Source organism: Mesorhizobium sp. M2E.F.Ca.ET.219.01.1.1 (assembly GCF_004016445.2).
GTDB lineage: Bacteria > Pseudomonadota > Alphaproteobacteria > Rhizobiales > Rhizobiaceae > Mesorhizobium.
In genome coordinates this window covers 294,322-320,684 of sequence record NZ_SADT02000002.1, presented here as the reverse complement: position 1 = coordinate 320,684, position 26,363 = coordinate 294,322, and the positions used below count along the sequence as shown (strand labels likewise).

The 26,363-nt window shown below is 64.0% G+C and carries 26 protein-coding genes; 20 read left to right on the top strand and 6 right to left on the bottom strand.

Going from position 1 to position 26,363, the window contains the following annotated elements; translation table 11 throughout:
* The first annotated feature begins 28 nt into the window (after positions 1–28).
* From EN862_RS11915 to EN862_RS11885, 7 genes are all read left to right on the top strand, one after another.
* Positions 29–718: a GntR family transcriptional regulator gene (locus EN862_RS11915; RefSeq protein ID WP_127866979.1), complete on the top strand. Its 690-nt coding sequence runs from the start codon at positions 29–31 to the stop codon at positions 716–718.
* Between the two features lie 15 nt (positions 719–733).
* Positions 734–1,837: a mandelate racemase/muconate lactonizing enzyme family protein gene (locus EN862_RS11910; protein ID WP_127866978.1), complete on the top strand. Its 1,104-nt coding sequence runs from the start codon at positions 734–736 to the stop codon at positions 1,835–1,837.
* Between the two features lies 1 nt (position 1,838).
* Positions 1,839–3,023, top strand: coding sequence for a mandelate racemase/muconate lactonizing enzyme family protein (locus EN862_RS11905; protein ID WP_127866977.1), 1,185 nt, complete (start codon positions 1,839–1,841; stop codon positions 3,021–3,023).
* 240 nt (positions 3,024–3,263) lie between these two features.
* Positions 3,264–4,925, top strand: coding sequence for an ABC transporter substrate-binding protein (locus tag EN862_RS11900; protein WP_127866976.1), 1,662 nt, complete (start codon positions 3,264–3,266; stop codon positions 4,923–4,925).
* A gap of 68 nt (positions 4,926–4,993) precedes the next feature.
* Entirely contained in the window at positions 4,994–5,947 is a 954-nt protein-coding gene (locus tag EN862_RS11895) for an ABC transporter permease (RefSeq protein WP_095818823.1), read from the top strand.
* Positions 5,944–6,834, top strand: a complete 891-nt coding sequence (locus EN862_RS11890) for an ABC transporter permease (protein ID WP_127866975.1) — start codon at positions 5,944–5,946, stop codon at positions 6,832–6,834. The genes EN862_RS11895 and EN862_RS11890 overlap by 4 nt, the downstream gene beginning before the upstream one ends.
* Complete coding sequence (locus EN862_RS11885; protein WP_127866974.1) at positions 6,827–8,860, top strand: ABC transporter ATP-binding protein; 2,034 nt, start codon at positions 6,827–6,829, stop codon at positions 8,858–8,860. Before EN862_RS11890 ends, EN862_RS11885 begins: the two co-directional genes overlap by 8 nt.
* On the opposite strand, the gene EN862_RS11880 is transcribed toward EN862_RS11885, so the two are convergent.
* Positions 8,861–9,769, bottom strand: coding sequence for a LysR family transcriptional regulator (locus tag EN862_RS11880; RefSeq protein ID WP_127866973.1), 909 nt, complete (start codon positions 9,767–9,769; stop codon positions 8,861–8,863).
* Positions 9,770–9,895: 126 nt separating this feature from the next.
* Here EN862_RS11880 and EN862_RS11875 point away from each other — a divergent pair, with 126 nt between their 5' ends.
* The 3 genes from EN862_RS11875 (at position 9,896) to EN862_RS11865 (ending at position 13,297) form a co-directional block, all read left to right on the top strand.
* Positions 9,896–11,554 carry an ABC transporter substrate-binding protein gene (locus EN862_RS11875; protein WP_127866972.1) on the top strand — a complete coding sequence of 553 codons (1,659 nt, stop codon included), beginning with the start codon at positions 9,896–9,898 and terminating at the stop codon, positions 11,552–11,554.
* A 2-nt stretch (positions 11,555–11,556) separates the two neighbouring features.
* Positions 11,557–12,447 carry a DUF427 domain-containing protein gene (locus tag EN862_RS11870; RefSeq protein ID WP_127866971.1) on the top strand — a complete coding sequence of 297 codons (891 nt, stop codon included), beginning with the start codon at positions 11,557–11,559 and terminating at the stop codon, positions 12,445–12,447.
* 85 nt (positions 12,448–12,532) lie between these two features.
* Positions 12,533–13,297 (top strand): SDR family oxidoreductase, encoded by a 765-nt coding sequence (locus EN862_RS11865; protein ID WP_127866970.1) that lies wholly within the window; start codon positions 12,533–12,535, stop codon positions 13,295–13,297.
* A 67-nt stretch (positions 13,298–13,364) separates the two neighbouring features.
* On the opposite strand, the gene EN862_RS11860 is transcribed toward EN862_RS11865, so the two are convergent.
* The gene (locus EN862_RS11860) at positions 13,365–14,723 is read right to left on the bottom strand and encodes an NAD(P)/FAD-dependent oxidoreductase (RefSeq protein WP_127866969.1); all 1,359 of its coding nucleotides are present in this window, start codon (positions 14,721–14,723) and stop codon (positions 13,365–13,367) included.
* Between the two features lie 259 nt (positions 14,724–14,982).
* Here EN862_RS11860 and EN862_RS11855 point away from each other — a divergent pair, with 259 nt between their 5' ends.
* Complete coding sequence (locus EN862_RS11855; RefSeq protein WP_127866968.1) at positions 14,983–15,711, top strand: XRE family transcriptional regulator; 729 nt, start codon at positions 14,983–14,985, stop codon at positions 15,709–15,711.
* A 145-nt stretch (positions 15,712–15,856) separates the two neighbouring features.
* Here EN862_RS11855 and EN862_RS11850 read toward each other — a convergent pair whose 3' ends face one another.
* From EN862_RS11850 to EN862_RS11835, 4 genes are read right to left on the bottom strand one after another with little or no spacing between them, the layout of a single operon-like run.
* Positions 15,857–16,897 (bottom strand): DUF3445 domain-containing protein, encoded by a 1,041-nt coding sequence (locus EN862_RS11850; protein ID WP_127866967.1) that lies wholly within the window; start codon positions 16,895–16,897, stop codon positions 15,857–15,859.
* A gap of 9 nt (positions 16,898–16,906) precedes the next feature.
* Entirely contained in the window at positions 16,907–17,872 is a 966-nt protein-coding gene (locus tag EN862_RS11845) for a PDR/VanB family oxidoreductase (protein ID WP_127866966.1), read from the bottom strand.
* Positions 17,869–18,465: a dimethylamine monooxygenase subunit DmmA family protein gene (locus EN862_RS11840; RefSeq protein WP_127866965.1), complete on the bottom strand. Its 597-nt coding sequence runs from the start codon at positions 18,463–18,465 to the stop codon at positions 17,869–17,871. Before EN862_RS11840 ends, EN862_RS11845 begins: the two co-directional genes overlap by 4 nt.
* A gap of 41 nt (positions 18,466–18,506) precedes the next feature.
* On the bottom strand, positions 18,507–19,640 hold the full coding sequence (locus EN862_RS11835; RefSeq protein WP_127866964.1) for an aminomethyltransferase family protein: 1,134 nt from the start codon (positions 19,638–19,640) through the stop codon (positions 18,507–18,509).
* Positions 19,641–19,936: 296 nt separating this feature from the next.
* Here EN862_RS11835 and EN862_RS11830 point away from each other — a divergent pair, with 296 nt between their 5' ends.
* The 9 genes from EN862_RS11830 to EN862_RS11790 all read left to right on the top strand — a co-directional run bounded on the left by EN862_RS11830 (position 19,937) and on the right by EN862_RS11790 (position 26,346).
* A complete protein-coding gene (locus tag EN862_RS11830; RefSeq protein WP_095818836.1) occupies positions 19,937–20,224 on the top strand; it encodes a hypothetical protein in 288 nt (95 codons plus the stop codon).
* A 12-nt stretch (positions 20,225–20,236) separates the two neighbouring features.
* A complete protein-coding gene (locus EN862_RS11825) occupies positions 20,237–20,614 on the top strand; it encodes a hypothetical protein (RefSeq protein ID WP_095818837.1) in 378 nt (125 codons plus the stop codon).
* A 36-nt stretch (positions 20,615–20,650) separates the two neighbouring features.
* Positions 20,651–20,812, top strand: coding sequence for a hypothetical protein (locus EN862_RS11820; protein ID WP_112126006.1), 162 nt, complete (start codon positions 20,651–20,653; stop codon positions 20,810–20,812).
* A 12-nt stretch (positions 20,813–20,824) separates the two neighbouring features.
* Entirely contained in the window at positions 20,825–22,231 is a 1,407-nt protein-coding gene (locus tag EN862_RS11815; RefSeq protein WP_127866963.1) for an amino acid permease, read from the top strand.
* A 46-nt stretch (positions 22,232–22,277) separates the two neighbouring features.
* Positions 22,278–22,967: a hypothetical protein gene (locus tag EN862_RS11810; RefSeq protein WP_189401725.1), complete on the top strand. Its 690-nt coding sequence runs from the start codon at positions 22,278–22,280 to the stop codon at positions 22,965–22,967.
* Positions 22,964–23,293 carry a hypothetical protein gene (locus EN862_RS11805; RefSeq protein ID WP_127866962.1) on the top strand — a complete coding sequence of 110 codons (330 nt, stop codon included), beginning with the start codon at positions 22,964–22,966 and terminating at the stop codon, positions 23,291–23,293. The genes EN862_RS11810 and EN862_RS11805 overlap by 4 nt, the downstream gene beginning before the upstream one ends.
* Positions 23,294–23,378: 85 nt before the next feature.
* Positions 23,379–24,275 carry a glutamine amidotransferase family protein gene (locus EN862_RS11800; protein WP_127866961.1) on the top strand — a complete coding sequence of 299 codons (897 nt, stop codon included), beginning with the start codon at positions 23,379–23,381 and terminating at the stop codon, positions 24,273–24,275.
* A gap of 4 nt (positions 24,276–24,279) precedes the next feature.
* Positions 24,280–25,011 (top strand): GXGXG domain-containing protein, encoded by a 732-nt coding sequence (locus EN862_RS11795; RefSeq protein WP_189401723.1) that lies wholly within the window; start codon positions 24,280–24,282, stop codon positions 25,009–25,011.
* Positions 25,012–25,017: 6 nt separating this feature from the next.
* A complete protein-coding gene (locus tag EN862_RS11790; RefSeq protein WP_127866960.1) occupies positions 25,018–26,346 on the top strand; it encodes an FMN-binding glutamate synthase family protein in 1,329 nt (442 codons plus the stop codon).
* Positions 26,347–26,363 lie beyond the last annotated feature (17 nt).

The window sequence follows — 26,363 nt, the reverse complement described above, 5'->3', positions numbered from 1 at the left end:
TGCAGAAATTCCTCCCGGGGGTCGACCTATGGCAAAGCTGGATTTCAGTCCGATCGCGGATACGACGCGCAGGGCGGAGATCGTCGCCCTGCTCAGGCGCGCCATCCTGACCGGACAGCTGGAACCGGGGCAGAAGCTCAACGAGCTCAGGATTTCGGAACAGATGCGGGTGAGCCGCGCGCCGCTGCGCGAGGCGATGCGCGAACTGGTGCAGGAAGGCATCCTGACCAGCATTCCCTATGCCGGGACTTTCGTCATCGACGTCACCGCCAAGGACATCATCGATGCCTATTCGCTCAACAAGGTGCTCGATGAATTCGCCATCGAGCTTGCCTGGCCGCAGCGCGACCCACGCTTCTTCGACGAGTTGGACCGCCGCCACGAGGCGGTGAAACAGGCGACGCGGGCGCTCGACACCACGCGCCAGATCGAGACCGCGCTTCAGTTGCATGGGCTGATCTACGAGTGGGCCGACAATTCGGTGCTGCTGGAGACCTGGCAGCGGCTGACCAGCCGGCTGCAGATGTATTTCGCCCTGCATCAGCGCGCACGCAACGAACCGGTGCCGGCCGAGGACGTGCACGAAACCTATGTGGCGCTGCTCAAAGGTGCCGACATGCGCGCCGCCCAGCGCCATGCGCGCGAGCATATCGACCTCGATTTCGAGGAGCTTCTTGCCTATGCGCGCGGCCTCGAAAAGCGCGCATCGAAGAACTGACAGACGGACAGCAAAGTGAAGATCAAGAGCATCAAGGCCTACTATGTCGTCCAGCCCTTCGTGGACGGGCCTTACCGCATGTCCAAGGGGCGCGTCGCCGACTCTTTCGACGCGGTGATCGTCGCCATCACCTCGGACAGCGGCTTGACCGGCTGGGGCGAGATGGCGCCGCTTGGCAATTTCTACTCGGCCGCGTTTCCGGCGGGAACACGCGCGGGCGTGCCGGAAATCGCGCCGCATCTGATCGGCCAGGATCCGCGCGGTCTGGCCCACATCGGCCGGCTGATGGACACGGTGTTCAAGGGCCATCCCTACATCAAGTCCGCGCTCGACATGGCGTGCTGGGATCTCGCCGCCCGCGCGGCCGATGTGCCATTGGTGACCATGCTCGGCGGCCGCGAAAGCGATATGGCGGAGACCTACCGGGTCGTCACCCACGGCACGCTCGACCAGATGGCGGCTTTGGCCAAGCGGATCATCGCCGAAGGCTGCCGCCGCCTGCAGGTCAAGGTCGGCGGCAATGTGCATGACGACATCGAGCGGGTGACGACGGTTGCCGCCGCCGTGCCGAAAGGCACGGTGATCTTCTGCGACGCCAATGCTGGCTGGACGCCCTACCAGGCGCGCCAGTTCGCCGATGCCACGCGCGGCATCGACTACACGTTCGAGCAGCCCTGCACGACGCTGGATGAGAACATGTCGGTGCGCCGCATGCTCGACAAGCCGATGGTGTTGGACGAGTCCGTCACCTCGCTGGGCGAGATGCTGGAAATCCACCGCCGAGGTGCTGCCGACGGCCTGACACTGAAGATCTCGCGGCTCGGCGGTGTGACGCAGACGCGGCTGATCCGCGACGTCGCCGTCGATCTCGGCTTCATGATCACGGTCGAGGATACGGGCGGCGCAGAGATCGACACCGCCGCCATGGCGCATCTGTCGCTGTCGACGCCGGCGGAGCGCCGGCTGCATGCCATCGCCTTCCACGAATGGGTGACGGTGCGCACGGCCACCAACGCACCTCCGGTAAGCGGCAGCCATATGGGCATTCCCGACGGCCCCGGCCTCGGCATCGACGTGGACCCCGGCCTGCTCGGCGAACCCTTCTTCGAGATCGGCTGATATGAAGATCAGGCGCCTCAAGGCAACCCCGATCAACTACCGGCTGGAAGCGCCTTACGTCTGGGTCTTCGGCGAGCTCGACGGCTTCTCGCCGACCATCGTCGAGGTCGAGACCGAGGACGGGCTCGTCGGCATCGGCGAGGCGCCGACGCCGGGTGCCGCCCCTGTCATCAACGACGTGCTGGCGCCGAGGCTCGCCGGCCGCGACGCCTTCGACATCGCCGGCGCCGAGGAAGCCTGCCTGCCCTTCTGGAGCGGCGTGCAGTCGATCAACGACCGCACGCGCATCATGGCTTTCGGCGCCATCGAGATGGCACTGTGGGACCTGCGCGGCAAGGCGTGGAAGCAGCCGCTCTATCAACTGCTCGGTGGCGCGGTGCGCAAGGAGATCCCCTTCACCGACTATTTCTCGCTGCGCGGCGACGGCGCCAAGGTGAAGGGCGAGAAGACGGCGGAAGAAGTCGCCGACTATTGCGTCGAACTCCACGAGCGCCACGGCACGACCTTCTTCGAGGGCAAGTTCTCGACCCAGGATCCGAAGGTCTCGCTGAAGATAGTCGAGCTGATCCGCAAGAAGCTGGGCGACGGCGCGATGATCCGCATCGATTCCAACCAGGCCTATTCGCTGGCGACCGCCAGGCAGTTGGCGCGACCGCTGGAAGAGCTCGGCGTGCGCAATTGGGAGGACCCGGTGGCGACGATCGAGGAGATGCGCGAATTGCGCCGTCACACCTCGATCCCGTTCTCGACCCACAACATCGACATCGCGCGCGCCATGGAGCTGAAGGTGCCGGACGCCTTCGTCGGCAATCCGACGGCGCATGGCGGCATCAACCGCATGCTGCGTTTTGTCGGCGCCTGCGAGCATGCCGGCATCGATTACTGGTGCTACAGCGGCGACACCGGCATCGGCAGCGCCTGCTACCTGCATCTGTGCGCCGCGCTCGGCTGGATCAGGGAGCCCAATCAGTCGCTGTTTCGCATGCAGCCGATGGACATCATCGAGGAAGGTCCGTTTTCGCCGAAGAACAACACCGTGCGGGTGCCCGAGGGCCACGGCCTCGGGGTCAGCCTGTCGCAGGAACGGCTTGCCGACTGCCATCGCGATTTCGTCGAAAATGGCCCCTGCAACAAATATCACGACCCGGAAAAGCCTGGGACCTACCGCCGACTGCCGCTGAATTAGGAGGATGTCGAAAAGCTAGCAGGACTTATCGAGAAAAGGGCGGCCTCAAGTCGCCTGGCCGACAGACAATTCATCAAGAAAATCTGACTTTTCCGTCCCAACCAGCGGATGGACCGGTCGGAACCGCATGCTACTGTATGTCGACCGATACTGACGAGAGCCGGGAACAGGAGAACTCCACGGCACTGGTCAATTTGAAGGCACTCGCCAACCACAACAACGGGGAAAGGGCTCAGACCCATGAGCAAGAATTATCGCATTCTCGATCTGCTGCGGCGCGGCCGCACGCCACTCGAAAACCATCTCATTGACGGCCTGATCGACGGCCGCATCAGCCGCCGCGAATTCGTGCGCCATGGCAGCCTGCTCGGCCTGTCGCTGCCGCTGCTCGGCCGCATCGGCATGGCCGCCGGCTTCGGCGCGGCGCCCTCGCTCGCGCGCGCCGGCGCGCCCGGCGCCACCATCCGCATTGGCAGCAGCGTGCCGGCAGCGGCGATCGATCCCGTCACCATCGCCGATGCCGGCGGCCTTGTCGTCATGCAGCAAGTGGCCGAGTTCCTTTGCGTCGACGGTCCGGACCTGGTGCTGAAGCCGGCGCTGGCGGAAAGCTGGAAGCCGAATGCCGACGGCACGGTGTGGACCTTCACGCTGCGCAAGGGCGTCAAGTTCCATTCGGGCGGCGAGATGAAGGCCGATGACGTGGTGGCCAGCATCGACCGGCTCGCCGACCCGGCCAACTCGTCCAATGCGCTGTCGGTGTTCACCGGCATCCTGCAGAAGGGCAACACCAAGAAGGTCGACGACTACACGGTCGAATTCCATCTCGACGCGGCGAACGGCAACTTCCCCTACATGGTGTCGTCGGACAACTACAACGCCGTCATCATCCCGGCGAGCTACAAGGGCGACTACGAGAAGAGCTTCGACGGCACCGGTCCGTTCAAGCTGGAAAAATACACGCCCAAGGTCGGCGCCTCCTTCGTGCGCAACGACGACTATTGGGGCGACAAGGCCCTGCCGGATCGCACCGAGTTCACCTTCTTCACCGACATCCAGCCGCAGATCCTGGCGCTGCAGGGCGGCCAGATCGACATCATCAACCAGATGCCGGTGCTGGCGGGCGTTGCGCTCCTCAACGATCCGAATTTCGAGATCATCAGCCTGAAATCATCCGCGCATCAGCAGCTGCACATGCACTGCGACGAGGGCCCGACGAAGGACGCGCGCGTGCGCCGCGCCATCGCGCTCTGCCTGGACCGCGAGAAACTCGTCGCCGGCCTGATGAAGGGACGCTCGGCGCTCGGCAACGACAGCCCGTTTGCCGCCGTCTACCCCTCGACCGACACCAGCGTGCCGCAGCGCAAGCAGGATATCGCCCAGGCCAAGCAGCTGATGGAATCAGCCGGCCTCGCCCAGGGCTTCAAGATGACGCTGACCACGGAGCGCTATCTGGAAATCCCGGAATACGCCCAGCTCATCCAGAACTGGGTCAAGGAGATCGGCATCGAGCTCGAGCTCAACATCCTCGACCAGGGCGCCTATTACGGCGATGCGGTGTTCGGCAAGTCGAACTGGTTGGATTCCGTGATGGGCATCACCGACTACGGCCATCGCGGCGTGCCGAACGTCTATCTCGCCGCCCCCCTGAAGAGCGAAGGCACCTGGAACGCCGCGCATTTCAAGAACAAGGACTACGATCAGCTGGCGACCAGCTACATCGCGGCCCTCGACCTCGAGGCGCAAAAGGCCACCGCCGGCAAGATCCAGAAGCTGCTGCTCGAGGAAACGCCTGTGATCTTCGGCTATTTCTACGACTACCTGACGGCGACGGCGAAAGGCGTGACCGGCGTGCAGCCCACCGCCATGTCGCAGCTGTTCCTCGAGAAGGCATCGAAGGCCTGACGAGCGAATAAGCTTTTCCGTGACAGCCGGCTCTCCACGGAGAGCCGGCTCCAATAGGAGTATTCGCCATCCTCGTCTTCCTAGTCCGGCGCCTGGCTCTGTCGCTCGTCACGCTGTTTTTGCTCAGCGTCATGGTCTTCCTTGGCGGCCAGGTGCTGCCGGGCAATGTCGGGCGCGCCATATTGGGGCCGTTCGCCGATCAGCGCGCCGTCGATGCGCTCAACCACTCGCTCGGCGTCGACCGGCCACTGCTCGTCCAATACGGCACCTGGATCTGGAACTTCCTCCATGGCGACATGGGCACGTCCTATATTTTCCGCGCGCCGGTCGCCCCCTTCGTCATCGATGCCTTGGGCAATTCGATGAAACTGGCGCTGGTTGCCTTCGTGCTTGTGGTGCCGATCGGCATCCTGGGCGGGGTCATCGCGGCGCTGAACCTCAACCGGCCGCTCGACCGCATCATCAGCCTCGGCGGTCTGTCGGTGACGGTGCTGCCGGAATTCGTCACCGGCATCATCCTGATCCTGATCTTCGGGGTGTGGCTGCGCTGGTTGCCGATCGCCGCCGCCTGGCCGAAAGGCGCCGGCTTCTTCACCCAGCTCTACTACCTGATCCTGCCGTCGCTGCCGCTGTTTCTGGTGCTGTTCGGCTATATTGCGCGCATGGCGCGCTCCGGCATGATCGAGGCGCTCGACTCCGACTATACGCGCACCGCCGTGCTGAAAGGCCTGCCCTGGCGAACGGTGATCTGGCGGCATGTGCTGCGCAACGCGCTGCTGCCGACCATCACGGTGATCGCCACCCAGACCGGCTATCTCATCGGCGGCCTGGTGGTGATCGAGACGCTGTTCCGCTACCAGGGCATCGGCTCGCTGATCTTCACCGCCGCGCGAGGCAAGGATTTCCCGATGCTCGAAGCCGGGATCCTCACCATCGGCATCGTCTATGCGGTGGCCACCTTGGTCGCAGATTTCCTCTATTCCGTGCTCAATCCGCGCATCCGGCTGGGAGCAGAGCAATGACCGCAACAGACACGCCCGCCAGCCTGCCGGCACCTTCCGCGCCCGACGCCACACGGCGCAGCCCCTGGGGCGAGGTGCTGCATTCGCTCTCCAGGTCCGGCACCTTCCTGACCGGGCTTTTCATCCTGTTGTTCTGGGTCGTCTGCGCGCTGTTCGGCCAGCACTTCGTGCCCTACGATCCGCTGGAAAGCGACATCATCAATTCGCTGACACCGCCGGCAGCCGACCACTGGTTCGGCACCGACCAGCTCGGCCGCGACGTCTTCTCGCGCGTCATCGTCGGCTCGCGCGACATCCTGACGGTGGCGCCTTTGGCCACGATCCTGGCGACCATCGCCGGCACCGCGCTCGGCCTCGTCATCGGTTATTTCCGCGGCATCGTCGACGACATCGTCAGCCGCGTGCTCGAAGCCTTCATGGCGATCCCGGTGGTCATCATCGCACTGCTCGCCATCGTTGCGCTCGGCACCTCGAAGATCACCGTCATCGTCGTCATCGGCCTGAGCTTCGCGCCGATCATCGCGCGCACGGTGCGCTCTGCGGTGCTGGCCGAGCGAGAGCTCGACTACGTGGCCGCGGCAAAGCTGCGCCACGAGGGCGCGCTGCACACGATGTTCGTCGAGATCCTGCCCAACGTCATCCCGCCGATCCTGGTCGAGACGACGGTGCGGCTGGGCTATGCCATTTTCGCGGTGGCCACGCTCTCCTTCATGGGCTTCGGCATCCAGCCGCCCTCACCCGACTGGGGCCTGTCGATCTCCTCCAATTACGGCATGATCGGCGGCGGCTTCTGGTGGACGGTGCTGTTCGATGCCTTGGCCATCGCCTCGCTGGTGATCGGCGTCAACCTTGTTGCCGACGGCGTGCATGGAGCGTTCAATGACTGAGCCCAAGCCAGCCGCCAACGCGCTCGAACTGAAGGATCTTTCGGTCGCCTATCGCGTCGGCCGCCGCGACCGCGCGGTGCTGCGCAACGTCAACCTGACCATCAAGGCCGGCGAGGCCTACGGGCTGGTCGGCGAATCCGGCTGCGGCAAATCCACTGTCGCGCTGTCGGTGGTTCGCTACCTGCCGCGCAACGGCTCGATCACCGGCGGCTCGATCGCGCTCGACGGCAAGGATGTGATGAAGCTCGACGCCGAAGCGCTGAGACGCGCCCGCGCGGACAGCGTGTCGATGGTCTACCAGGACCCCGGCAAGGCGCTCAACCCGTCGCTGCGCATCGGCCGCCAGCTGACCGAGATTTTCGAGCTTGCCGGCATCAGCGGACAGGTGGCCGAAGACAAGGCGCTCGCCATGCTGAACCGCGTGCGCATCTCCGATCCGGCTGGTGTCATGCAGCGCTATCCGCATCAGCTCTCCGGCGGCATGCAGCAGCGCGTGGCGATCGCCATGGCGCTGGCCAACGATCCCTCGATGTTGATCCTCGACGAGCCGACGACCGGCCTTGACGCCACCGTCGAGGCCGAGGTGCTCGACCTGATCGGACAGTTGCGGCGCGAGCTGTCGGCCTCGATCCTGTTCATCAGCCACAACCTCGCCGTCGTCTCCAACATGTGCGACCGCGTCGGCGTGCTCTATGCCGGCATGCTGGTCGAGGAAGGCTCGACCAGGCAAGTCTTCAACGATCCGCGCCATCCCTACACGGTGGCGCTGCTGCGCTGCCTGCCGCGCGGCGGCCAGCGCAAGGACCAGGGCCGGCTCGACACGATCCCCGGCTTCCTGCCCGGCATCGGCGCCGATATCGTCGGCTGCGCCTTCGCCGACCGCTGCGCGCTGGCCACTGAACGCTGCCGCGCCGAGCCGCCGCCGCTCTACGACCTCGGCGACGGCCGGCTGTCGCGCTGTCACTATCACGACAAGGCGCAGTCGCTGCCGCGCGCTACGCCCGCCGAGATCGCTGCCGTCGCACCGAGGCAAGCGCCGCCGGTCCTGCAGGTCGAAGGGCTGAACAAGACCTATGCCAGCCATGGCCGGCCGCTCAGGGCGGTGAAGGATGTCTCGGTCAGCCTGAGGCCCGGCGAGACGCTCGGGCTGGTCGGCGAATCCGGCAGCGGCAAGACGACCTTCGCCAGGCTCCTGCTCGGCCTTGTGCCGCCCGACGACGGCGGTTCGATCGAGCTTGAAGGCAAGAAGCTGGCGCCACGCCTTGCCAGCCGCTCGGAGGACCAGGTCAAGGCGGTGCAGATCGTCTTCCAGAATCCGGACTCGGCGCTCAACCGCTCGCATTCGATCCGGCATATCCTCAGCCGCGCCTTGAAGCGGCTGGGCGGTCTCACCGGCAAGACGCTGGACACGCGACTGGAAGAACTCGTCCGTTCGGTGCGGCTCACAGACCGGCATCTGGCGGTCAAGCCGCGCCAGCTTTCGGGCGGGCTGAAGCAGCGCGTGGCGATCGCGCGCGCCTTTGCCGGCGATCCGCGCATCGTGGTGTGCGACGAGCCGACCTCGGCGCTCGACGTCTCTGTTCAGGCGGCGATCCTCAACCTGCTCGCCGACCTGCAGTCGAAGCAGGATGTCTCCTACATCTTCATCTCGCACGACCTCGGCGTGGTGCGCTATCTCTCCGACAAGATCGCGGTGCTCTATCTCGGCCGCATCATGGAGTTCGGGCCATCGGAAGCAGTCTTCTCCGGACCGCATCACCCCTATACGGAAGCATTGTTGTCGGCGGTTCCAAAGCTCGATCGCACCGAGAGCTCGCGCATCCGCCTCGACGGCGAAATCCCAAGCGCAGCCAACCCGCCGACGGGCTGCGTCTTCCACACCAGATGCCCGCGCAAGATCGGCGCCATCTGCGAGACGCAGGAGCCGGAACTCGCCGAGGCCCAGCCGGGCCACACGATCCGCTGCCACATTCCCTACGCGGAACTGGCAAGGCTGCAGAAGCCCAAAGCCGTCGAGCCGGCGTGATCAGAACGCCGCCCCGCCCGCCATGCTGAAGGCGCGGTCGCTCTCCGCGAAAGCCTGATCGTTGGACAGGTTCCTGGCCAGCGTGCGCAGGCCCGTCAAGGCAACGTTGAGAGCATCGGAAGAGGCAGGGTTCTCCGGATAGGCAAGGTAGATCGGCCGCTGGAACACCGGCGTATCTTCGACGCGCTTCAGCTCGCCGCGCTCGATATGCGCGCTCACCGCGCTGAGCGGCAAATAAGCGGCCGCCTTTCGCGAGAGGACGTGTTGCAGGCCGATGAACACAAGCCCAGCCGAGATGGCGGGCTTCACGACGCCTGCAAAGGCGCGGTCGTGCTCGATGCGGAACTCCAGTCCCCAATCCATGAGGATGTAGTTGTCGGTCCACGATCCGGGCTGCTCGGCATGCTGGACGAGCACCACCTGGTCGACGGCCAACGTCTCATAGACGATGCCCGGATGCGGCCTGGGCAGATAGAGGATGCAGATGTCGAGCAGGCCTTCGGCGATCTGGTCGATCGCCAGATCCGGGAAACTGCCTTCCAGCCGCAGCGCCACATTCGGCCGCTTCGCGCGCATCCAGTCGATCCAGGGCGAGGTGATGCTGTCCCAGAGATAGGCGGGCGCGGTCAGCCTGAGCAGCGTCTCATAGCCATCGGGAACGGCGATGTCCTGGCGCGACTGCTCCCAGGTGCGGGTGATCGTCGAGGCATGCGGCAGGAACTGCCGGCCGGCCGGCGTCAGCGTGACGCCATCGCTGTCGCGAACGAACAGTTTTCGCCCCAGCTGTTCCTCCAGGCCGCGAATGCGCGCGCTGACGGTCGACTGGGCGAGGTTCAGCCGATGGGCAGCGACGGTGAAGCTGCCATGCGCCGCGACCTCCAGGAAACTGCGCAGATTTTCGGTATCCATGGTCTCTGCCGTTGAGCTAACGCCATCGAAATCTCCGATGGCTTCGATCAAAAAATATCGCTTTCCGGTCGCGGTCAACAATGGCCTAAATGCCAAAGCCCCCGCGACAAAACAAGGAATGCCGCCATGCCCAAGCATTTCAGGACGATCGACGCCGCTCGCAAGCAGCTCAGCGCAATCGAAAATTCCGCTATCGACGAATTGCTCGCCGGCAGGATCGGCCGGCGCGAATTCCTGCGCCATGGCAGCTTGCTCGGCCTGTCGCTGCCCTTCCTAGGCGGCATCGCTTCGGCGATTGGCCTGGGCGCTCCGCAAGCGCGCGCCGAGGGCAAGCCCGGCGGCACGGTGCGCGCCGGCATCGCCGTGCCCGGCGGCGCCATCGACCCGGTCACTTACTATGACAGCGGCAGCTATCAGCTGGTCTTCCAGGTGGCCGAATTCCTGTGCGTGACACAGCCCGACCTGACGCTGAAGCCGGTGCTGGCCGAAAGCTGGTCGCCCAATGCCGATGGCAGCGTGTGGACCTTCAAGCTGCGCAAGGGCGTGAAATTCCACAATGGCGAGGACTTCAAGGCCGACGACGTGGTGGCGACCTTCGATCGCCTCGCGGATCCGAACGGCCCGTCCAACGCTCTCTCGGTGTTCAAGGGCCTGCTGTCGAAGGGCGGTACGCGCAAGGTCGACGACCACACGGTCGAATTCCATCTCGACGCGCCGAACGGCAGCTTCCCCTATTCGGTGTCGATCGACAATTACAACGCCGTCATCCTGCCGGCGAGCTACAAGGGCGATTACGAGAAGACCTTCGAAGGCACCGGTCCGTTCCGGCTCGAAAGCTACACGCCGAAGGTCGGCGCGACCTTCGTGCGCAATGCCGATTACTGGGGCGAGAAAGCGCTGCCCGACCGGCTGGAATTCAAGTTCTATGGCGATGTGCAGCCACGGATCCTCGCGCTGCAGGCGGGCGAGGTCGACGTGCTCGACGCTATCCCGCTCGACGTCAGCCAGGTGGTGCTGGGCAACCCCGACATCCAGGTGCTGCGCGTGGCGTCCACCGCGCATCGCCAGCTTCACATGCGCTGCGACATGGCGCCCTTCACCGACAAGCGCGTGCGCCAGGCGCTGGCGCTCTGCATCGACCGTTCCCAACTGGTGGACGGGCTCTGCCGCGGCATGGCGGCGACCGGCAATGACAGCCCGTTCGCGCCCGCCTTCCCGGTCACCGACAAATCGATTGCCCAGCGCACGCAGGACATCGCCAAGGCCAAGCAATTGATCGAAGCGGCCGGCCTTGGCGGCGGCTTCGACATGACGCTGACGACGCTGCGCTATTCCGACATCCCCGGCTATGCGCAGCTTTTCCAGAACTTCGCCAAGGAGATCGGGGCGCGCATCTCGCTCAACATCGAGGATCAGGACAAATATTACGGCAAGGCGGTGTTCGGCCAGTCGGATTGGCTGGACAGCCCGCTCGGCATCACCGATTACGCGCATCGCAGCGTGCCGAACGTCTTCCTGAAAAGCCCGCTGGTCAGCGACGGGCCGTGGAACGCGGCGCATTTCAAGAACGCGACCTATGACGGGCTGGTCACCGGCTACCTCAAGGCGCTCGACCTCGATGCGCAGCGCAAGGCCGCTTCCGACATCCAGAAGCTGCTGCTCGACGAGACGCCGGTGATCTTCAGCTATTTCCCGGACCTGCTGGTGCCCGTGCGCAAGACTGTCAGCGGCGTGCCGCCGATCGCCGCCGGCCTGCTGCTCGATCGCGTATCGGTGGCGTCATGACCATGGTTGCGCGAAAGAATCCGGCCGCAAACGACGAGAAAAGGACGACGACCATTCGCAAGCCCCATCTGCGCGGCCGCGGGCCGCATTTCCCGATCCTCGACAGCATCGTGCAATATGAGTTCGAGCCGGGCTATGTCGCCTTCACCATGCCCTCGCCCAAGCGGATAAGGGTGCAGGTCGGGCCGATGATCGTGGCCGACACCACCAAGGCGCTGGTGTTCCAGGAGAGCGACCACCTGCCGGTCTACTACTTCCCGATGAGCGACGTGCGCGAGGAGTTCCTGCTGCCGAGCCGCACGACGACGGAAGACCCGTTCAAGGGCGTCGCCACGCATTATTCGCTCAACACCGGCATCACGCTGGTTGAGGACGGTGCCTGGCGCTACCTCGATCCGGTCAAGGGCTGCCCGCCGATCCAGGACTACATCTCCTTCTACTGGCCGAAGATGACCCATTGGTATGAAGAGGACGAGGAGATCTTCGTCCATGCCCGCGACCCGTTCCGCCGCGTCGACTGCCTGCCCTCGTCGCGCCGCGTGCAGGTGATCCTCGACGGCGAGCAGGTGGCCGATTCACGACGCGGCGTGTTCCTGTTCGAGACGGGACATCCGGTGCGGCACTACCTGCCGATCTCGGACACGCGCCTCGATATGTTTGCGCCCAGCCGCTACATCTCGCGCTGCCCTTACAAGGGCATCTCCAACTACTACCATGTGACGACGCCGAAGAAGCGCCACGAGAACCTGGTCTGGTATTATCCCGAGCCGGTGCATGAGGCCGAGCGCATCAAGGGGCTGGTCTGCTTCCACCACGAGCTGGTCGACAAGATCCTGGTCGACGGCGTGGAGATCCCCAAGGAAGCGACGGCGGCGTCGGACGGATATTTCTGAGAATCTCAGCCCCAGCCCCGCCACATTAGGCCGCTTGATCGAGGCGTCATTCAGCGCATACCTTCCGGCAATCAGGGAGGGCGCAATGGATCTTTTCAAACTGGACGGCGGCATGGCGCTGGTGACGGGCGCCGGCAGCGGCATTGGTCAGGCGATCGCGATTGGGCTTGCCGAGGCCGGCGCCGACGTCGCCTGTTTCGGCCATGCGTCCAAAGGCGGACTTGAAGAGACCGCCCACAGGATCACGGCACTTGGCCGCAAAGCGTTGGCGCTGACCGGCAGCGTGACGTCCGAGACTGACCTGGCCACGGCGATCGATCGTGCCGAAGCCGAACTCGGCGCGTTGACCGTCGCCGTCAACAATGCCGGCATTGCCGGATCGGAAGCGGCCGAGACCATGCCCCTGGAAAAATGGCGCAAGGTCCACGAGGTCAATGTCGCGGGCGTGTTTCTGTCCTGTCAGGCTGAAGCGCGCGTCATGCTTCCTCGACGCGCGGGCTCCATCATCAACATCGCCTCGATGTCCGGCACCATCGTCAACCGCGGGCTGACGCAGGCGCATTACAATTCCTCGAAAGCCGCCGTCATCCACATGTCGAAGAGTCTCGCCATGGAGTGGGCGGACCGCGGCCTGCGCGTCAACGTCGTCAGCCCGGGCTACACGCTGACGCCGATGAACAAGCGGCGGGAGGTCGCGGAGGAGATAAAGATCTTCAAGCGCGACACGCCGATGGGCCGTATGGCGGCGCCGGAAGAAATGGTCGGGCCGACCGTGTTCCTGGCCAGCCGCGCGTCAAGCTTCGTGACCGGCCTCGACCTGATCGTCGATGGCGGCTACGTGTGCTGGTAGACTGGCGGGGTGTCCCGCGGGACACCCACCTTGCTGATTTCACGGATGTGGGGGGAGGCGCGCCGCGCTACTCCGCCGCGACGCCCTTCACCTCAAGATAGCTCTCCATCGAATCGTCCAGCGCCTGCAGCCACGGCGTGTGATGGACCGGCGCCATGGTGCCGGTCATCAGCGAGCGGTACGCGTTGTCGCGGAAGGTCATGATGTTTTCCATCTTGTGGTGCTCCCACTCCATGAAGGTGTGGTTGACCGCCTCGACGTCGAAGCCCGGATAATCGGTCTGGTCCATCAGCTCCTTGGTGTAGTCGCCCTGGAACCAGATCATCTGCTCGGCGTCCTCCAGCGTCTCCTCACGTGCCCGCCACTTGGCGCTGTGCTCGGCCATCGCCTCGGCCGAGGGCAGCTTGATGCGGCCCATGATGACGTCGCGCGCATACCAGGCCTGCGCGTCGAACATGTTGAAGGTGTAGAACTGGTCCTGCATGCCGATATAGAACAGTTTCGGATTCTTCTCCCAGACGACGCCCTCATAGAGATCGAGCGGCCACATGCGGTTGGCGGTCTTGAGCTTGAGGTCGTCGGTCAGGAACGGGAAGGAATGCAGATAGCCGGTGCACAGGATGATGGCGTCGACATCCTTGGTGGTGCCGTCCTTGAAATGCGCCGTCTTGCCGACGACCTTTTGCAGCAGCGGCACCTCTTTCCAGTTCTCCGGCCATTTGAAACCCATCGGCTTGGAACGGTAGCTGGAGGTGATCGATTTGGCGCCGTATTTGTAGCATTGCGAACCGATGTCCTCGGCCGAATAGGAGCGGCCGATGATCAGGATGTCCTTGCCCTTGAATTCCATCGCATCGCGGAAGTCGTGGCTGTGCAGGATGCGGCCGTTGAAGGTGGAAAAGCCCTCGAAGTACGGCACGTTCGGCACGGAGAAATGGCCTGAGGCGACGACGACATTGTCGAACTCTTCCGAGTAAGTGACGTCGTTGGTGCGGTCATGCGCGGTGACGGTGAATTTCTTGGTCTCGTCGGAATAGGTCACCATGCGCACCGGGCTGTTGAAACGCACCCATTTGCGCACTCCGGATTTCTCGACCCGGCCCTTGATGTAGTCCCACAGCACGGCGCGCGGCGGATAGGAGGCGATCGGCCGGCCGAAATGCTCCTCGAAGGTGTAGTCGGCGAATTCGAGGCATTCCTTAGGGCCGTTCGACCACAGATAGCGGTACATGGAGCCGTGCACCGGGTCGCCATGCTCGTCGAGGCCGGTGCGCCAGGTGTAGTTCCACAGCCCGCCCCAGTCGCTCTGTTTTTCGAAGCACACGATTTCCGGGATTTCGGCGCCCTTGTCGGCGGCCGACTTGAAGGCCCTCAACTGGGCCAGGCCCGACGGTCCGGCTCCGATGACGGCGACACGAGATTTCATTGCGGGCCTCCTTTTTTGATTTCCCCAGCGAAACAAATTTCACTGAGAGTAACAGTAATTGGCCCTTCGGTGCTGTCAACTGGCCTTGCGCCGAAACTGCGTGAGGCCGAGGTAACTTTCTGCGAAGCGCGGGGGACAGGTGCCGCAGAAAGCGGACCTAATCCGCCACAAGGGCTTGGCGCACCCGTTGCGCTCCTGTATCGGCAACGAATATGTTCACCTAGAGTGAAATAATCAGCAGATTCTCACGGGAGACGACATGACGAAAAAGACTTCCGATCCCAAACTTGGTCGGAGCCCCGTGGCGGTCAAGATCAAGCCATCGTCGAAGGGCATTGGCCCGAACGGGCGCACGATCCGCACCCCGCTGACGCAGGACCCGCATGCCATCCGCGACACACGCGAGAAGGTGCTCGAAGTGGCGATCGGCCATGAGGTGCGGGCGTTCCGCAAGAAGCTCGGCATCACCGTCGCCGATCTCGCCGCGGCAACCGACATCTCGCTCGGCATGCTGTCCAAGATCGAGAACGGCATCACCTCGCCGTCGCTGACGACGCTGCAGGCGCTGTCACGGGCTCTGGGCGTACCGGTGACCGCCTTCTTCCGCCGCTTCGAGGAAGAACACAGCGCCGTCTTCGTCAAGGCCGGCGAAGGCGTCGATGTCGAGCGGCGCGGCACGCGCGCCGGCCACCAGTACAATCTGCTTGGACATATCGGCGCCAACACCAGCGGCGTCGTCGTCGAGCCCTATCTCATCACGCTGACCGAGAATTCGGACGTGTTCCCGACCTTCCAGCATGCGGGCATGGAGTTCCTCTACATGCTCGAAGGCGAGGTCGTGTACCGGCACGGCAACAACCTCTACCCGATGAAGCCGGGCGACAGCCTGTTCTTCGACGCCGACGCGCCGCACGGGCCGGAAGAGCTGACGCAACTGCCGATGCGGTATCTGTCGATCATTTGTTATCCGCAGAACAGCGCTGGGTGACACGCTTGGTTCCTCGCCCCACGATAGTGGGGAGAGGTGGCTCGGCGAAGCCGAGACGGAGAGGGGAGCGCCCTACGAAGGCCCCCTCTCCGTCCGCTTCGCGGACACCTCTCCCCCGCTTTGCGGGGGCGAGGAACCCAAGTCTTCAATCCGGCCCAAACCCCGGTGACGTCGGGCTGCCGTCATCCAGCTTGGACAGCCACTCCACCAGCGTCGGCCGATACCGCATCAGGCCTTTGTAAGTCGCGAGTTCTTCCGGAAGGTCGCGGATGACGCGGTGCAGGCGGCGCGCCCATTTCGGCTGCGTGACCAGCTCGTCCATCTTGATGAGGTAGCAGCGGATCGGGAATACGATGCCGTTGGAGCGCGGCAGCCGCCAGAAGCTCTGCAGTTCGACGCGCAGATGCACCTTGTCGCCGACATTTTCGGGCGTGACGGTGGCGCGGTCCGGGCCCCATTTGTGATAATTCTCGGGGCTGGTGTCGAGGCGCGGATTGATGGTCATCGTCCAATTGAGGCGCCGTGCCGGCTTGCCCTGCTGGATGTTGGTGAGAAACTTCAGCGCGCGGGTGAAAATTCCTTTCTCATGCGCCAGCGGAACCGGCGCGTGCCACTCGAAGAAATTCATGCCGATGTCGAAATCGAGCGACCAGTCGGCCTGGGTGGTGACCATGCCGGCATCCATCCACAGATTGCCGTCGCGCTGGTCGAGGATACAAAAATCGCCCTGGCTCTGGCGGGTGATGTATTCCATCGGGCCGTAGGGCAGCGTCGAGGTGTCGCCGAAGGTGAAGGTGTCGTCGATGCCGAGCGGCCGGTTGATCCAGCGCCAGCGGTCGCCGTTTCGCTCCAGCGTGAAATGCTCGGGATAGCCGAGCGCCTGCTGCTCCATCAGAAGCTCAAGCAGATCCCAGCCCGCCAGCGTCATATGCGGCAGCGACTGGCAGCGCAGCGGATCCTCGGCCAGCACCAAGGCGCGGTCCTGCATCTCGGCGACATAGTGCTCGTCGACGTCGATCAGGTTTTCCAGCACGCTGCCTTTCGGGCCGACGACATGCGGCTCGATGTTGACCGCGTACATGTAGGCGTCTTCGTTGAACGGGAACGGAAACCGCCTGATGTGCTCCGGGCTGTTCTTGAAGGTGTAGTCGTCGCGAAACGTTTCCTTGCGAAAGGTGATGCCCATTGACGCCTCCTATCTTTCCAGGACCAGCGACTTGCCCTCGAAGCGCGAGACGCAAGGCATGATCTTGCAGCCGGAACGGTGGTCTTCCTCGCTCAGCCAGTGATCGTTGTGGATGAACTTGCCGTCAGAGGAGATCACATTGGTCTCGCACTGGCCGCAGACGCCGCCACGGCAAAGATAAGGCGGGTCGACGCCGGCCGCTTCCATGGCTTCCAGCAGGCTCTGCTGTTCGCCGACGCGGATTGTCTTGTCGCTGAGGGCCAAGGTCACATCGAATGGCGCGCCGGGCTGGGGCGCCGCGAAATGCTCGAAATGCACGGTCTCCGAGGGCCAGCCGAGGCTAGCTGCGCGGTCGCGCACCCAGTTGATCATGCCGGCCGGGCCGCAGACATAGAGATGCGTGCCGAGCGGCTGCGAGGACAGGAGCCGGTCGAGATCGATGCGCTCCTCGCGGTCATCGTGATAGAGCCTGACGCGGTTGCCGTAGCGCTGCTGCAAGACGTCGGCATAGGTGCCCAGCGAAGCGGTGCGGCAGGTGTAGTGCAATTCGAAATTGCCGCCGGCGCCCGCCAACTGCGAGGTCTGCGCCATGAAGGGCGTGATGCCGATGCCGCCGGCCAGCATCAGGTGCTTCTTCGCCCTGAGATCCAGCGAAAACAAATTGACCGGATAGCTGATCACCATCTCCAGGCCGGGCTTGACCTGCCGGTGCATGAACAGCGAGCCGCCGCGGCCGACATCGTCGCGGCGCACCGAGATCGTGTATTCGCGCGTGTCGAGCGGCGAGCCCATCAGCGAATAGGGATTGAGCCTGGTGCGGTCGCCGTCGCGCATCTCGACCACGACATGAGCGCCGCCGGAAAAGGTCGGCAGCAGCTCGCCGTCGCGGCGGCGGAAATGGAAGCGCGTGACGAGATCGTTGATCGGAACGACGTCACTGACAACGACGTCGAGCTTGGTGGTGCCAGTGCTCATGGGAAGGCCTCCTCCATCGGAGGATTCTCCGTGCGATCCTCGGCGTTGATGCACACGCCCTGGAAGGCGGCGAGGCGCCTTGAATAGTGATCGCGCACCAGAAGCAGCAGGCCGCAATGCGCGCAGAGCGCCGGCTGCGTAGTCACATTTTCGGTGATGCCCTTGCAGTGCACGCATTGCATGCGGCGCGCCAGCGAGCCGCGATGCTCGGTCTGCATGGAAGTGTGGTCCATGCCGGCTTCGAGCGCTACCTGCATGGCCTGGCCGATCAGCCCTTCGGTACCGGCAAGATAGAGCCGCAGGCCCATATGAGCGTTGGTCAGCGTCTGCCTAAGCCGCGGCAAGAGGCTGGCGAAGGACGGCGCGATGTGGAGTTGCGCCGGCTTCAGCGCCTCAAGCGCGGCGATATGCTTGCCCTCGGGACCCGGAATGAAGACGATTTCCGCGCCTTCGAAAAAGCCGGGCGGCGCCTTGCCGGCCATGTCGATGATCGCCAGCGCGCCTTCGGCGTCGGCGATGAAGAGATGATGCTTGCCCGGCTGCGGAGAGAGCGTTCCGTAAATGGGCCGGCTGATGATCGTCTTGGCTGCCATTCGTCCTTCGTACCCTAGATCCCCTCCCCGTTGATGCTGCCTCAACCCTTGGCGGTGCGCTTGGTCTTCTTCGGGTCGTCGAACGGCAAGGGCTGCGCCGTCGCCTTGATGGAGCCGCTCCTGTTGCGGATCTCGAGCTTGGTGTCCTTGACGGCGCAATCCACGTCGAGACGGGCGATGCCCATCGATTTCTCGACCAGCGGCGAATACATCGCGCAGGTCACCACGCCGACCTTCTTGCCGTCGCGGTAGACCGGCGCGCCTTCGTCCGCCGGCTCCTTGCCGTCGAGCAGCACGCCATAGATCTTGAAGCGCTCCTTGCCCTTCAGCCGGTAATGTTCTTCGGCGCCGCGGAAGCCGGTCTTGCCGGGGCTGACGGTGAAGTCGAGGCCGAGCTCCCACAGCGTGTCGCCGGGGCCTTCGTTCTCGAACGGATATTTCTGGGAATTGTCGTAGGGGTAGAACAGCAGGTAGCTCTCGACGCGCAGCATGTCGAGCGTGGTGAAGCGGCACGGGATGATGCCGGCGCTCTTGCCCTCCTCCAGAATCCGATCCCAGATCGTTCCGGCGTCCTGGCCGCGGCAAAAGATCTCGTAGCCGCGCTCGCCGGTGTAGCCGGTGCGCGAGATCATCACCGGGAAGCCGAAGAGCTGCGTGTGCATATGATGGAAGTAGTTGAGGTCGCGGATGCCCGGCACATGCTTGGCGAGATAGTCGACAGCGGTCGGGCCCTGCAGCGACAGGTCATGCAAATTGTCGTCGAAGCGCAGCGACACGTCACGCCCCATGGCAGCGCGCTGCAACTCCTCATGGCCGGTGCCGGAGCCGTGCACGACCATCCAGGAGTTGGGGCTGATGCGATAGAGGATGCAGTCGTCGGTGAATTTACCTGCCTCGTTCAGCATGCAGGCATAGGCCGACTTGCCGGGATAGATTTTTTCCACGTCGCGCGTCGTGGCGAGGTCGATCAGATGCGAGGCGTGCGGCCCGGTGATGTGCACCTTCTTCAGGCCGGAGACATCCATCAGCCCGGCCTTGGTGCGGATCGCGATATATTCCTCGTCGGCGTCCTTGTCGTAGGTCCAGGCGGTGCCCATGCCGCTCCAGTCCTCGAGTTTCGAGCCGAGCGCGCGATGGCGATCCGCCAGGGTCGAGAATCTCCAGGATGCCGTCATCCGATCGTCCTCCGTGCAATTTTAGGTCGCTTTAAGCGGTTGCTGTTCCCTGCTCCTGCTTGGTGGCGGAGCTTGCCCGAATATTGACCGCAAACGGCGAGACCCTGCAATCCCCTTGAAGCAAATAATTTCATTGTCAGGCAAATTTCTTGCCCGTGGACAAACGCTTTACGGAGCGTAAATCCGGCTTGACAATTTCAAAGATCGGTCGGAATTTATGAAAAAAATTTCACTCTCTAGAAAGAGAGGACGCCCGGTCGATTTCGGGGCCGGACGTCGCCAGAAGGGGAAAACCGATGTCCGACCTGCAGCAGCGCGTCGAAGCGCTGTACCGCTCCGACGTGCGTGGATCCGTGCTCCTGATCGTATGCCTGTGGGTAACGATCCTCTTCGTCCTCCTGATGACATGGCCGTATATCCCGGACGGCGGGATCAAGCTCGTGGTGGCGGTCGCGGCCGCGGCGGTACTGATCTTCAACACCGCCGCGATCCTTGCCATGCTCAACCATTACAAGGAGGACAAGGACTTCATCTACGGGCTCGACATCAAGAACGCCGACGCGGCCCGCAACCGTCAATCCTGAGGGGGAGAAACCATGGCCCGCTATACCCCGCCGCAGCAGAGCAAGGCTGGACAGATCTTCGACATCGCGGTCGTGGTGGTCGCTATCTTCGTGGCGCTCTGGCTGCCGCTGAAGCTCGGTCTTGCCGGGGCGGCGAAGTCGATCGACCCGCTCGACGCCAAGACCTGGGACGCGCTCGGCCAGAACGCGACCATGGCCTCGATCTGGGAGAAGCTCGGCTACACGCCGGAGACGGCGCACGACGTGATCCAGAACCACTTCCACTACATCATCGACTGGCCGACGCTGATCATCATGGCGATCGTGCTCATCGCCTATTTCGTCTTCCTGTTCCGGGCCTCCGACAAGGAATATCGCGAGGTCATCAACGAGAAGTTCGACGACAAATAGATCTTCGACGACGACAAAGAGGCCGGGGAAAACATCATGTGGATGGGACTGTCTTATGTTTGCTGGGGCATCTCGGCCGTGCTGGCGCTGTGGATGCTCTACGACTGGTTCAAGGTCGACACTACCTATTCCGAGGACATGCTGACCTCCTCGCGCGAAGGCGAGCTTGAGGCCGTTTCCGAAAAGCACCGGATCTGAGCGGGGATTGACATGACGGCTGCGGTTGAAACGGGACTAACGACGACGATCCACGGCGACAGGGTCTCGCTGCTTCGGGTGCTCGGCCCGGCGCATGTCTGGGCGCTCGGCGTCGGCATCGTGCTGGTCGGCGAGTTCACCGGCTGGAACTTCTCCGCCGACAAAGGCGGCGCGCTTGCCGCGCTGATCGTCTGCTGGATCGTCGGACTGCTCTACACCTCTGTCGCCATGATCGACTCGGAGGTGACGTCCACCGTCGCCGCCGCAGGCGGCCAGTACGCGCAGGCCAAGCACATCGTCGGGCCGCTGATGGCCTTCAACGTCGCGCTGTTCCTGGTCTTCGCCTACACCATGCTCGAAGTGTCGGACGCGATCCTGCTCGGCGACACGATCGTCGCCAAGGCCGGCGTCGAAGGATTGACGCACAATTCCTTCATCGCCGCCACCATCGTGGTGCTGGCATGGCTCAACTATCGCGGCGTGCTGATGACGCTGAACGTCAACTTCGTCATCACTGCCATCGCCTATGTCTCGATCGTCATCCTGTTCTTCTCGGTCAGCCCATGGACGCAAGGCGCGGTGCTGAAACTCAACGAGCTGGTCACGCCCGGCAACGCGCTGCCTTACGGCTGGATCGGCGTGATCGCCGCCTTCCAGTTCGGCATCTGGTATTATCTCGGCATCGAGGGCACCACGCAGGCGGCCGAGGAGGTGCGCTCGCCGGCGCGCTCCCTGCCCTACGGCACGATGGCCGGCATGATCACGCTTCTGATCGCCGCCGCGATGACCTGGTATGTCTGCGCCTCGATGATGCCGTGGGAGTATCTCGGCATCACCTATTATCCGCTGTGGGACGCCGGCAAGCTGAGCGGCAGCCCGCTCTTGGAAAATCTTCTGTTCATCGCGACGTTGCTGTCGGCGCTCGCCTCGGCCAATGGCTGCATCAACGACGCGGCGCGCGCCTGGTTCTCACTCGGCCGCGACCGCTATCTGCCGAGCTGGTTCTCGGCGGTGCATCCGAAATACCGCACGCCCTACCGCTCGATCCTGTTCCTGCTGCCGATCGCGCTGGCCTTCGCCTTCATCGCCGACCTCAACCAGGCGATCACCTTCTCGATCCTGTCGGGCGTGCTGCAATACACCTTCATGAGCATCAACATCATGATGTTCCGCAAGAAGTGGCCGCTGGGCTCGATCCGCCGCGGCTACACGCACCCCTTCCACCCGCTGCCGGCGATCGTGCTGTTCTGCCTGTGCATGGTGACGTTCTTCGCCATCTTCCTCGGCTTCGGCTCGCAGCTGATCGCGATGACGGTGTTCTATTTCCTGATCTCGCTCTGGTTCCACTTCTACCGCTACAAATTCGTGCGGCGCGGCGATCAGTTCTCGATGCCGTGGCCGAAGCCGCAGGGTTATTGAGTGGAGTGAAGGCCCGCCTGTCGACGGCGGGCCGTGGCGTGTCGAAATGTCTGAACTGACCTCAGTACTTGTTACCGGGGCGATGGCATTGGCCGTCGTCGCCCATATTGCCTGGCTCGCGCGCGCCAGCCGCGACAGGGCGAAAGCGGCCTTGGCCGCCGATTTGGCAAATGTTCGCAGCGTCATTGCGGATGCCGCCGACATTTCCGACGGCACGGCCGGCGTCGTCACCTGGGCCGGCACGTGGAATGGCCAGCGAGTCCAAATGCGCACCATCGTCGACACGCTGGCGACGCGAAAGCTGCCGACGCGCTGGCTCAGCGTTTCGATAACCGAGCCGGTCGCGGTGCCGGGCATTTTCGACATGATGATGCGGCCGAATTCGGCGACGACCTTCTCCAACTTCGACCATCTGCCGCACATGCTGCCGAAGGTGCTCGGCTTTCCCGCCGACGCTGTGCTGCGCACCGACCGCAAGGGCGTCGCCTTCCCGCAGGATCTGATCGCCGCGCATACGGAGGTTTTTGCCGAAGGTCGCGCCAAGGAATTGCTGATCACGCCAAAGGGCGTGCGCATCGTCTGGCTGCTCGCCGAGGCCGAGCGTGCCCGCTACGGCGTGTTCCGCCAGGCCGCGTTCAGCGACGCAGGGATCGATCCGGCCTTGATCGAACGGTTGCTCGAGGCGGCGTCGGGCCTTCGCGAAGCCATCAACCGGCGCGAAAGGCAGGCGGCATGAGCGACGGAACCGCCACCCCTGCTCCCGTGAATCCCTATCTCGTGCTCGGCGCCGCGACCGTCTTGCCGGCAAGCGGCCACGTCATGCTCGGCGTGCCGGCGCGCGGCCTGCAGTTCCTGTTCTTCATGGTGATCCTTGGCTGGATAACAACCAAGCTGGCGCCGGCCGATGCCAGCTTCATCGGCCGGCATGCTGGCGGCTTCCTGATCTATGCGCTGTCGATCCTCGACGCCTACAGGATCGCGCGCATCCGCCATGCGATTTGGGTTCACAAGGCGCGTCCGGGCGGCGATAGTGCCGAGGGCGACGCGCCATCGAACATATAACCTCAGGAAAATTTCTTTCATACCATTGAATTAAGCAAGCTCATTCGGTACATCATTTTGAGAGCCAGAAACATCGGAGGCTGACATGTGCGGAATCGTTGGACTTTTCCTGAAGGACAAGACGCTGGAGCCGAAGCTCGGCGCGATGCTGTCCGAGATGCTGGTATCGCTCAGCGACCGCGGACCGGACAGCGCCGGCATCGCCATCTATGGCGCCACGACCGGCAATGAGGCCAAGATCACCGTGCAGTCGCCAAAGCCCGATCGCGATTTCCGCGGCCTCGACGCCGAGCTCGCCAAGGCGATCGGCGCGCCGGTGAGCGTCGCGGTCAAGTCCACCCACGCCGTCATCCGGACCACGCAGGACAGGGTCGACGCCGCGCGCGAAGCGCTGCAGACGCTGCGGCCCGACATCCGCATCATGGGCGCGGGCGAGGCGGTGGAGATCTACAAGGAAGTCGGCCTGCCGGAAGCCGTCGTCGAACGTTTCGACGTCCGCTCGATGACCGGCACGCACGGCATCGGCCACACCCGCATGGCGACGGAATCGGCGGTCACCACGATGGGCGCGCATCCCTTCTCGACCGGCGCCGATCAGTGCCTGGTGCATAACGGCTCGCTCTCCAACCACAACAATGTGCGGCGCGAGTTGATCCGCGACGGCATGAAGTTCGAGACCGAGAACGACACCGAGGTGGCGGCCGCCTATCTCTCCAACCGGATGGCGCATGGCAAGAATCTGGGCGAGGCGCTGGAGGGCACGCTCTCCGACCTCGACGGCTTCTTCACCTTCGTGGTCGGCACCAAGAACGGCTTCGGCGTCGTGCGCGACCCGATCGCCTGCAAGCCGGCTGTGATGGCCGAGACCGACCAGTATGTCGCCTTTGGCTCGGAATATCGCGCGCTCACCAAGCTGCCCGGCATCGACAATGCGCGGGTCTGGGAGCCGGAGCCCGCAACCGTTTACTTCTGGGAGCACTGAGCCGATGCCGGCAAACACAATGTCGAAAGCCGAGCGCGATCAGAGCCATGCGAGGGTCTTCGACCTCTCGCAGCATTCGCTGCGCGAATTGAACCAGGCGCTGCACAAGCTCACGCCCGGCTCGAACGAGACCGCCTGGGAAGTGCTCAATCCGAAGGGCAGCCATTCGGTCGCCGTCGGCGTCGACCAGCCGGTCTCGATCGATGTGCGCGGCAGCGTCGGCTATTACTGCGCCGGCATGAATGACGGCGCCGCGATCACCGTGCATGGCTCGGCCGGCCCGGGCGTCGGCGAGAACATGATGTCGGGCTCGATCGTCATCAAGGGCGACGCCAGCCAGTATGCCGGCGCCACCGGCCGCGGCGGCCTGCTGGTCATCGAGGGCAACGCCTCGTCGCGTTGCGGCATCTCGATGAAAGGCATCGACATCGTCGTGCACGGCAATATCGGCCACATGTCGGCCTTCATGGCGCAGTCCGGCAACCTCGTGGTGCTGGGCGATGCCGGCGACGCGCTGGGCGATTCCATCTACGAGGCGCGGCTCTTCGTGCGCGGCAAGGTCGAAAGCCTCGGCGCCGACTGCATCGCCAAGGAGATGCGGCCGGAGCATTTGGAGTTGGTGCAGGGCCTGCTCGACAAGGCCGGCGTTACCGGCGTCAAGGCGTCGGAGTTCAAGCGCTACGGCTCGGCCCGCAAACTCTACAATTTCAACATCGATAACGCCGACGCGTATTGAGGCAAGATGACCTACCGCAACCCGCCGACGACGCCGCGCAAATCCGCGACCTTCGACGACTACACGCTTTCCGAAATCCGCCGCGCGGCCGCGACCGGCATCTATGACATCCGCGGCGCCGGCGCCAAGCGCAAGCTGCCGCATTTCGACGACCTGCTTTTCCTCGGCGCCTCGATCTCGCGCTATCCGCTCGAGGGCTATCGCGAGCGCTGCGACACCAGTGTCGTGCTCGGCTCACGCCACGCCAGGAAGCCGATCGAGCTGAAGATCCCGATCACCATCGCCGGCATGAGTTTCGGCTCGCTGTCCGGTCCGGCCAAGGAAGCCCTGGGGCGCGGCGCCACACTTTCCGGCACCTCGACCACCACCGGCGACGGCGGCATGACCGAGGAAGAGCGCGGCCATTCGAAGACGCTGGTCTACCAGTATCTGCCGTCGCGCTACGGCATGAACCCGCGCGACCTGCGCCGCGCCGACGCCATCGAAGTGGTGGTCGGCCAGGGCGCCAAGCCCGGCGGCGGCGGCATGCTGCTCGGACAGAAGATCTCCGACCGCGTCGCCGAGATGCGCACGCTGCCCAAGGGCATCGACCAGCGCTCGGCCTCGCGCCATCCCGACTGGACAGGACCCGACGATCTCGAAATCAAGATCCTCGAGCTGCGCGAGATCACCGACTGGGAAAAGCCGATCTACGTCAAGGTCGGCGGCGCCCGCCCCTATTATGACACCGCGCTCGCGGTGAAGGCCGGCGCCGACGTCGTCGTGGTCGACGGCATGCAGGGCGGCACGGCCGCTACCCAGGAGGTGTTCATCGAGAATGTCGGCCAGCCGACGCTTGCCTGCATCAGGCCGGCGGTGCAGGCGCTGCAGGACCTCGGCATGCACCGCAAGGTGCACCTCATCGTCTCCGGCGGCATCCGCAACGGCGCCGATGTCGCCAAGGCGCTGGCGCTCGGCGTCGACGCGGTGTCGATCGGCACGGCGGCGCTGGTCGCGCTCGGTGACAATGATCCGCGCTGGGAGGCGGAGTACAATGCGCTGGGCACCACGGCCGGCGCCTATGACGACTGGCACGAGGGCCGCGACCCTGCCGGCATCACCACGCAGGACCCCGAATTGATGAAGCGGGTCGACCCGATCGCGGCAGGACGGCGGCTGGCGAATTATCTTAAGGTGATGACGCTGGAGGCGCAGACGATTGCCCGCGCCTGCGGCAAGAACAGCCTGCACAATCTCGAGCCCGAGGATCTCGTCGCGCTCTCGATCGAAGCCGCCGCTATGGCCGGCGTGCCTTTGGCCGGCACCAACTGGATACCCGGGAAGAACGGCTTCTAGGACAACTTCCAAGACCA

Bases quoted from the DNA above. Each gene is read 5' to 3' on its own strand.
- EN862_RS11805 (WP_127866962.1), top strand. From the start codon at position 22,964: ATGAGCGACGGAACCGCCACCCCTGCTCCCGTGAATCCCTATCTCGTG.
- EN862_RS11905 (WP_127866977.1), top strand. From the start codon at position 1,839: ATGAAGATCAGGCGCCTCAAGGCAACCCCGATCAACTACCGGCTGGAA.
- EN862_RS11875 (WP_127866972.1), top strand. From the start codon at position 9,896: ATGCCCAAGCATTTCAGGACGATCGACGCCGCTCGCAAGCAGCTCAGC.
- EN862_RS11790 (WP_127866960.1), top strand. From the start codon at position 25,018: ATGACCTACCGCAACCCGCCGACGACGCCGCGCAAATCCGCGACCTTC.
- EN862_RS11830 (WP_095818836.1), top strand. From the start codon at position 19,937: ATGTCCGACCTGCAGCAGCGCGTCGAAGCGCTGTACCGCTCCGACGTG.
- EN862_RS11820 (WP_112126006.1), top strand. From the start codon at position 20,651: ATGTGGATGGGACTGTCTTATGTTTGCTGGGGCATCTCGGCCGTGCTG.
- EN862_RS11865 (WP_127866970.1), top strand. From the start codon at position 12,533: ATGGATCTTTTCAAACTGGACGGCGGCATGGCGCTGGTGACGGGCGCC.
- EN862_RS11890 (WP_127866975.1), top strand. From the start codon at position 5,944: ATGACCGCAACAGACACGCCCGCCAGCCTGCCGGCACCTTCCGCGCCC.
- EN862_RS11880 (WP_127866973.1), bottom strand. From the start codon at position 9,769: ATGGATACCGAAAATCTGCGCAGTTTCCTGGAGGTCGCGGCGCATGGC.
- EN862_RS11850 (WP_127866967.1), bottom strand. From the start codon at position 16,897: ATGGGCATCACCTTTCGCAAGGAAACGTTTCGCGACGACTACACCTTC.
- EN862_RS11860 (WP_127866969.1), bottom strand. From the start codon at position 14,723: ATGAAATCTCGTGTCGCCGTCATCGGAGCCGGACCGTCGGGCCTGGCC.
- EN862_RS11885 (WP_127866974.1), top strand. From the start codon at position 6,827: ATGACTGAGCCCAAGCCAGCCGCCAACGCGCTCGAACTGAAGGATCTT.
- EN862_RS11810 (WP_189401725.1), top strand. From the start codon at position 22,278: ATGTCTGAACTGACCTCAGTACTTGTTACCGGGGCGATGGCATTGGCC.
- EN862_RS11825 (WP_095818837.1), top strand. From the start codon at position 20,237: ATGGCCCGCTATACCCCGCCGCAGCAGAGCAAGGCTGGACAGATCTTC.
- EN862_RS11840 (WP_127866965.1), bottom strand. From the start codon at position 18,465: ATGGCAGCCAAGACGATCATCAGCCGGCCCATTTACGGAACGCTCTCT.
- EN862_RS11855 (WP_127866968.1), top strand. From the start codon at position 14,983: ATGACGAAAAAGACTTCCGATCCCAAACTTGGTCGGAGCCCCGTGGCG.
- EN862_RS11915 (WP_127866979.1), top strand. From the start codon at position 29: ATGGCAAAGCTGGATTTCAGTCCGATCGCGGATACGACGCGCAGGGCG.
- EN862_RS11835 (WP_127866964.1), bottom strand. From the start codon at position 19,640: ATGACGGCATCCTGGAGATTCTCGACCCTGGCGGATCGCCATCGCGCG.
- EN862_RS11795 (WP_189401723.1), top strand. From the start codon at position 24,280: ATGCCGGCAAACACAATGTCGAAAGCCGAGCGCGATCAGAGCCATGCG.
- EN862_RS11900 (WP_127866976.1), top strand. From the start codon at position 3,264: ATGAGCAAGAATTATCGCATTCTCGATCTGCTGCGGCGCGGCCGCACG.
- EN862_RS11815 (WP_127866963.1), top strand. From the start codon at position 20,825: ATGACGGCTGCGGTTGAAACGGGACTAACGACGACGATCCACGGCGAC.
- EN862_RS11870 (WP_127866971.1), top strand. From the start codon at position 11,557: ATGGTTGCGCGAAAGAATCCGGCCGCAAACGACGAGAAAAGGACGACG.
- EN862_RS11845 (WP_127866966.1), bottom strand. From the start codon at position 17,872: ATGAGCACTGGCACCACCAAGCTCGACGTCGTTGTCAGTGACGTCGTT.
- EN862_RS11800 (WP_127866961.1), top strand. From the start codon at position 23,379: ATGTGCGGAATCGTTGGACTTTTCCTGAAGGACAAGACGCTGGAGCCG.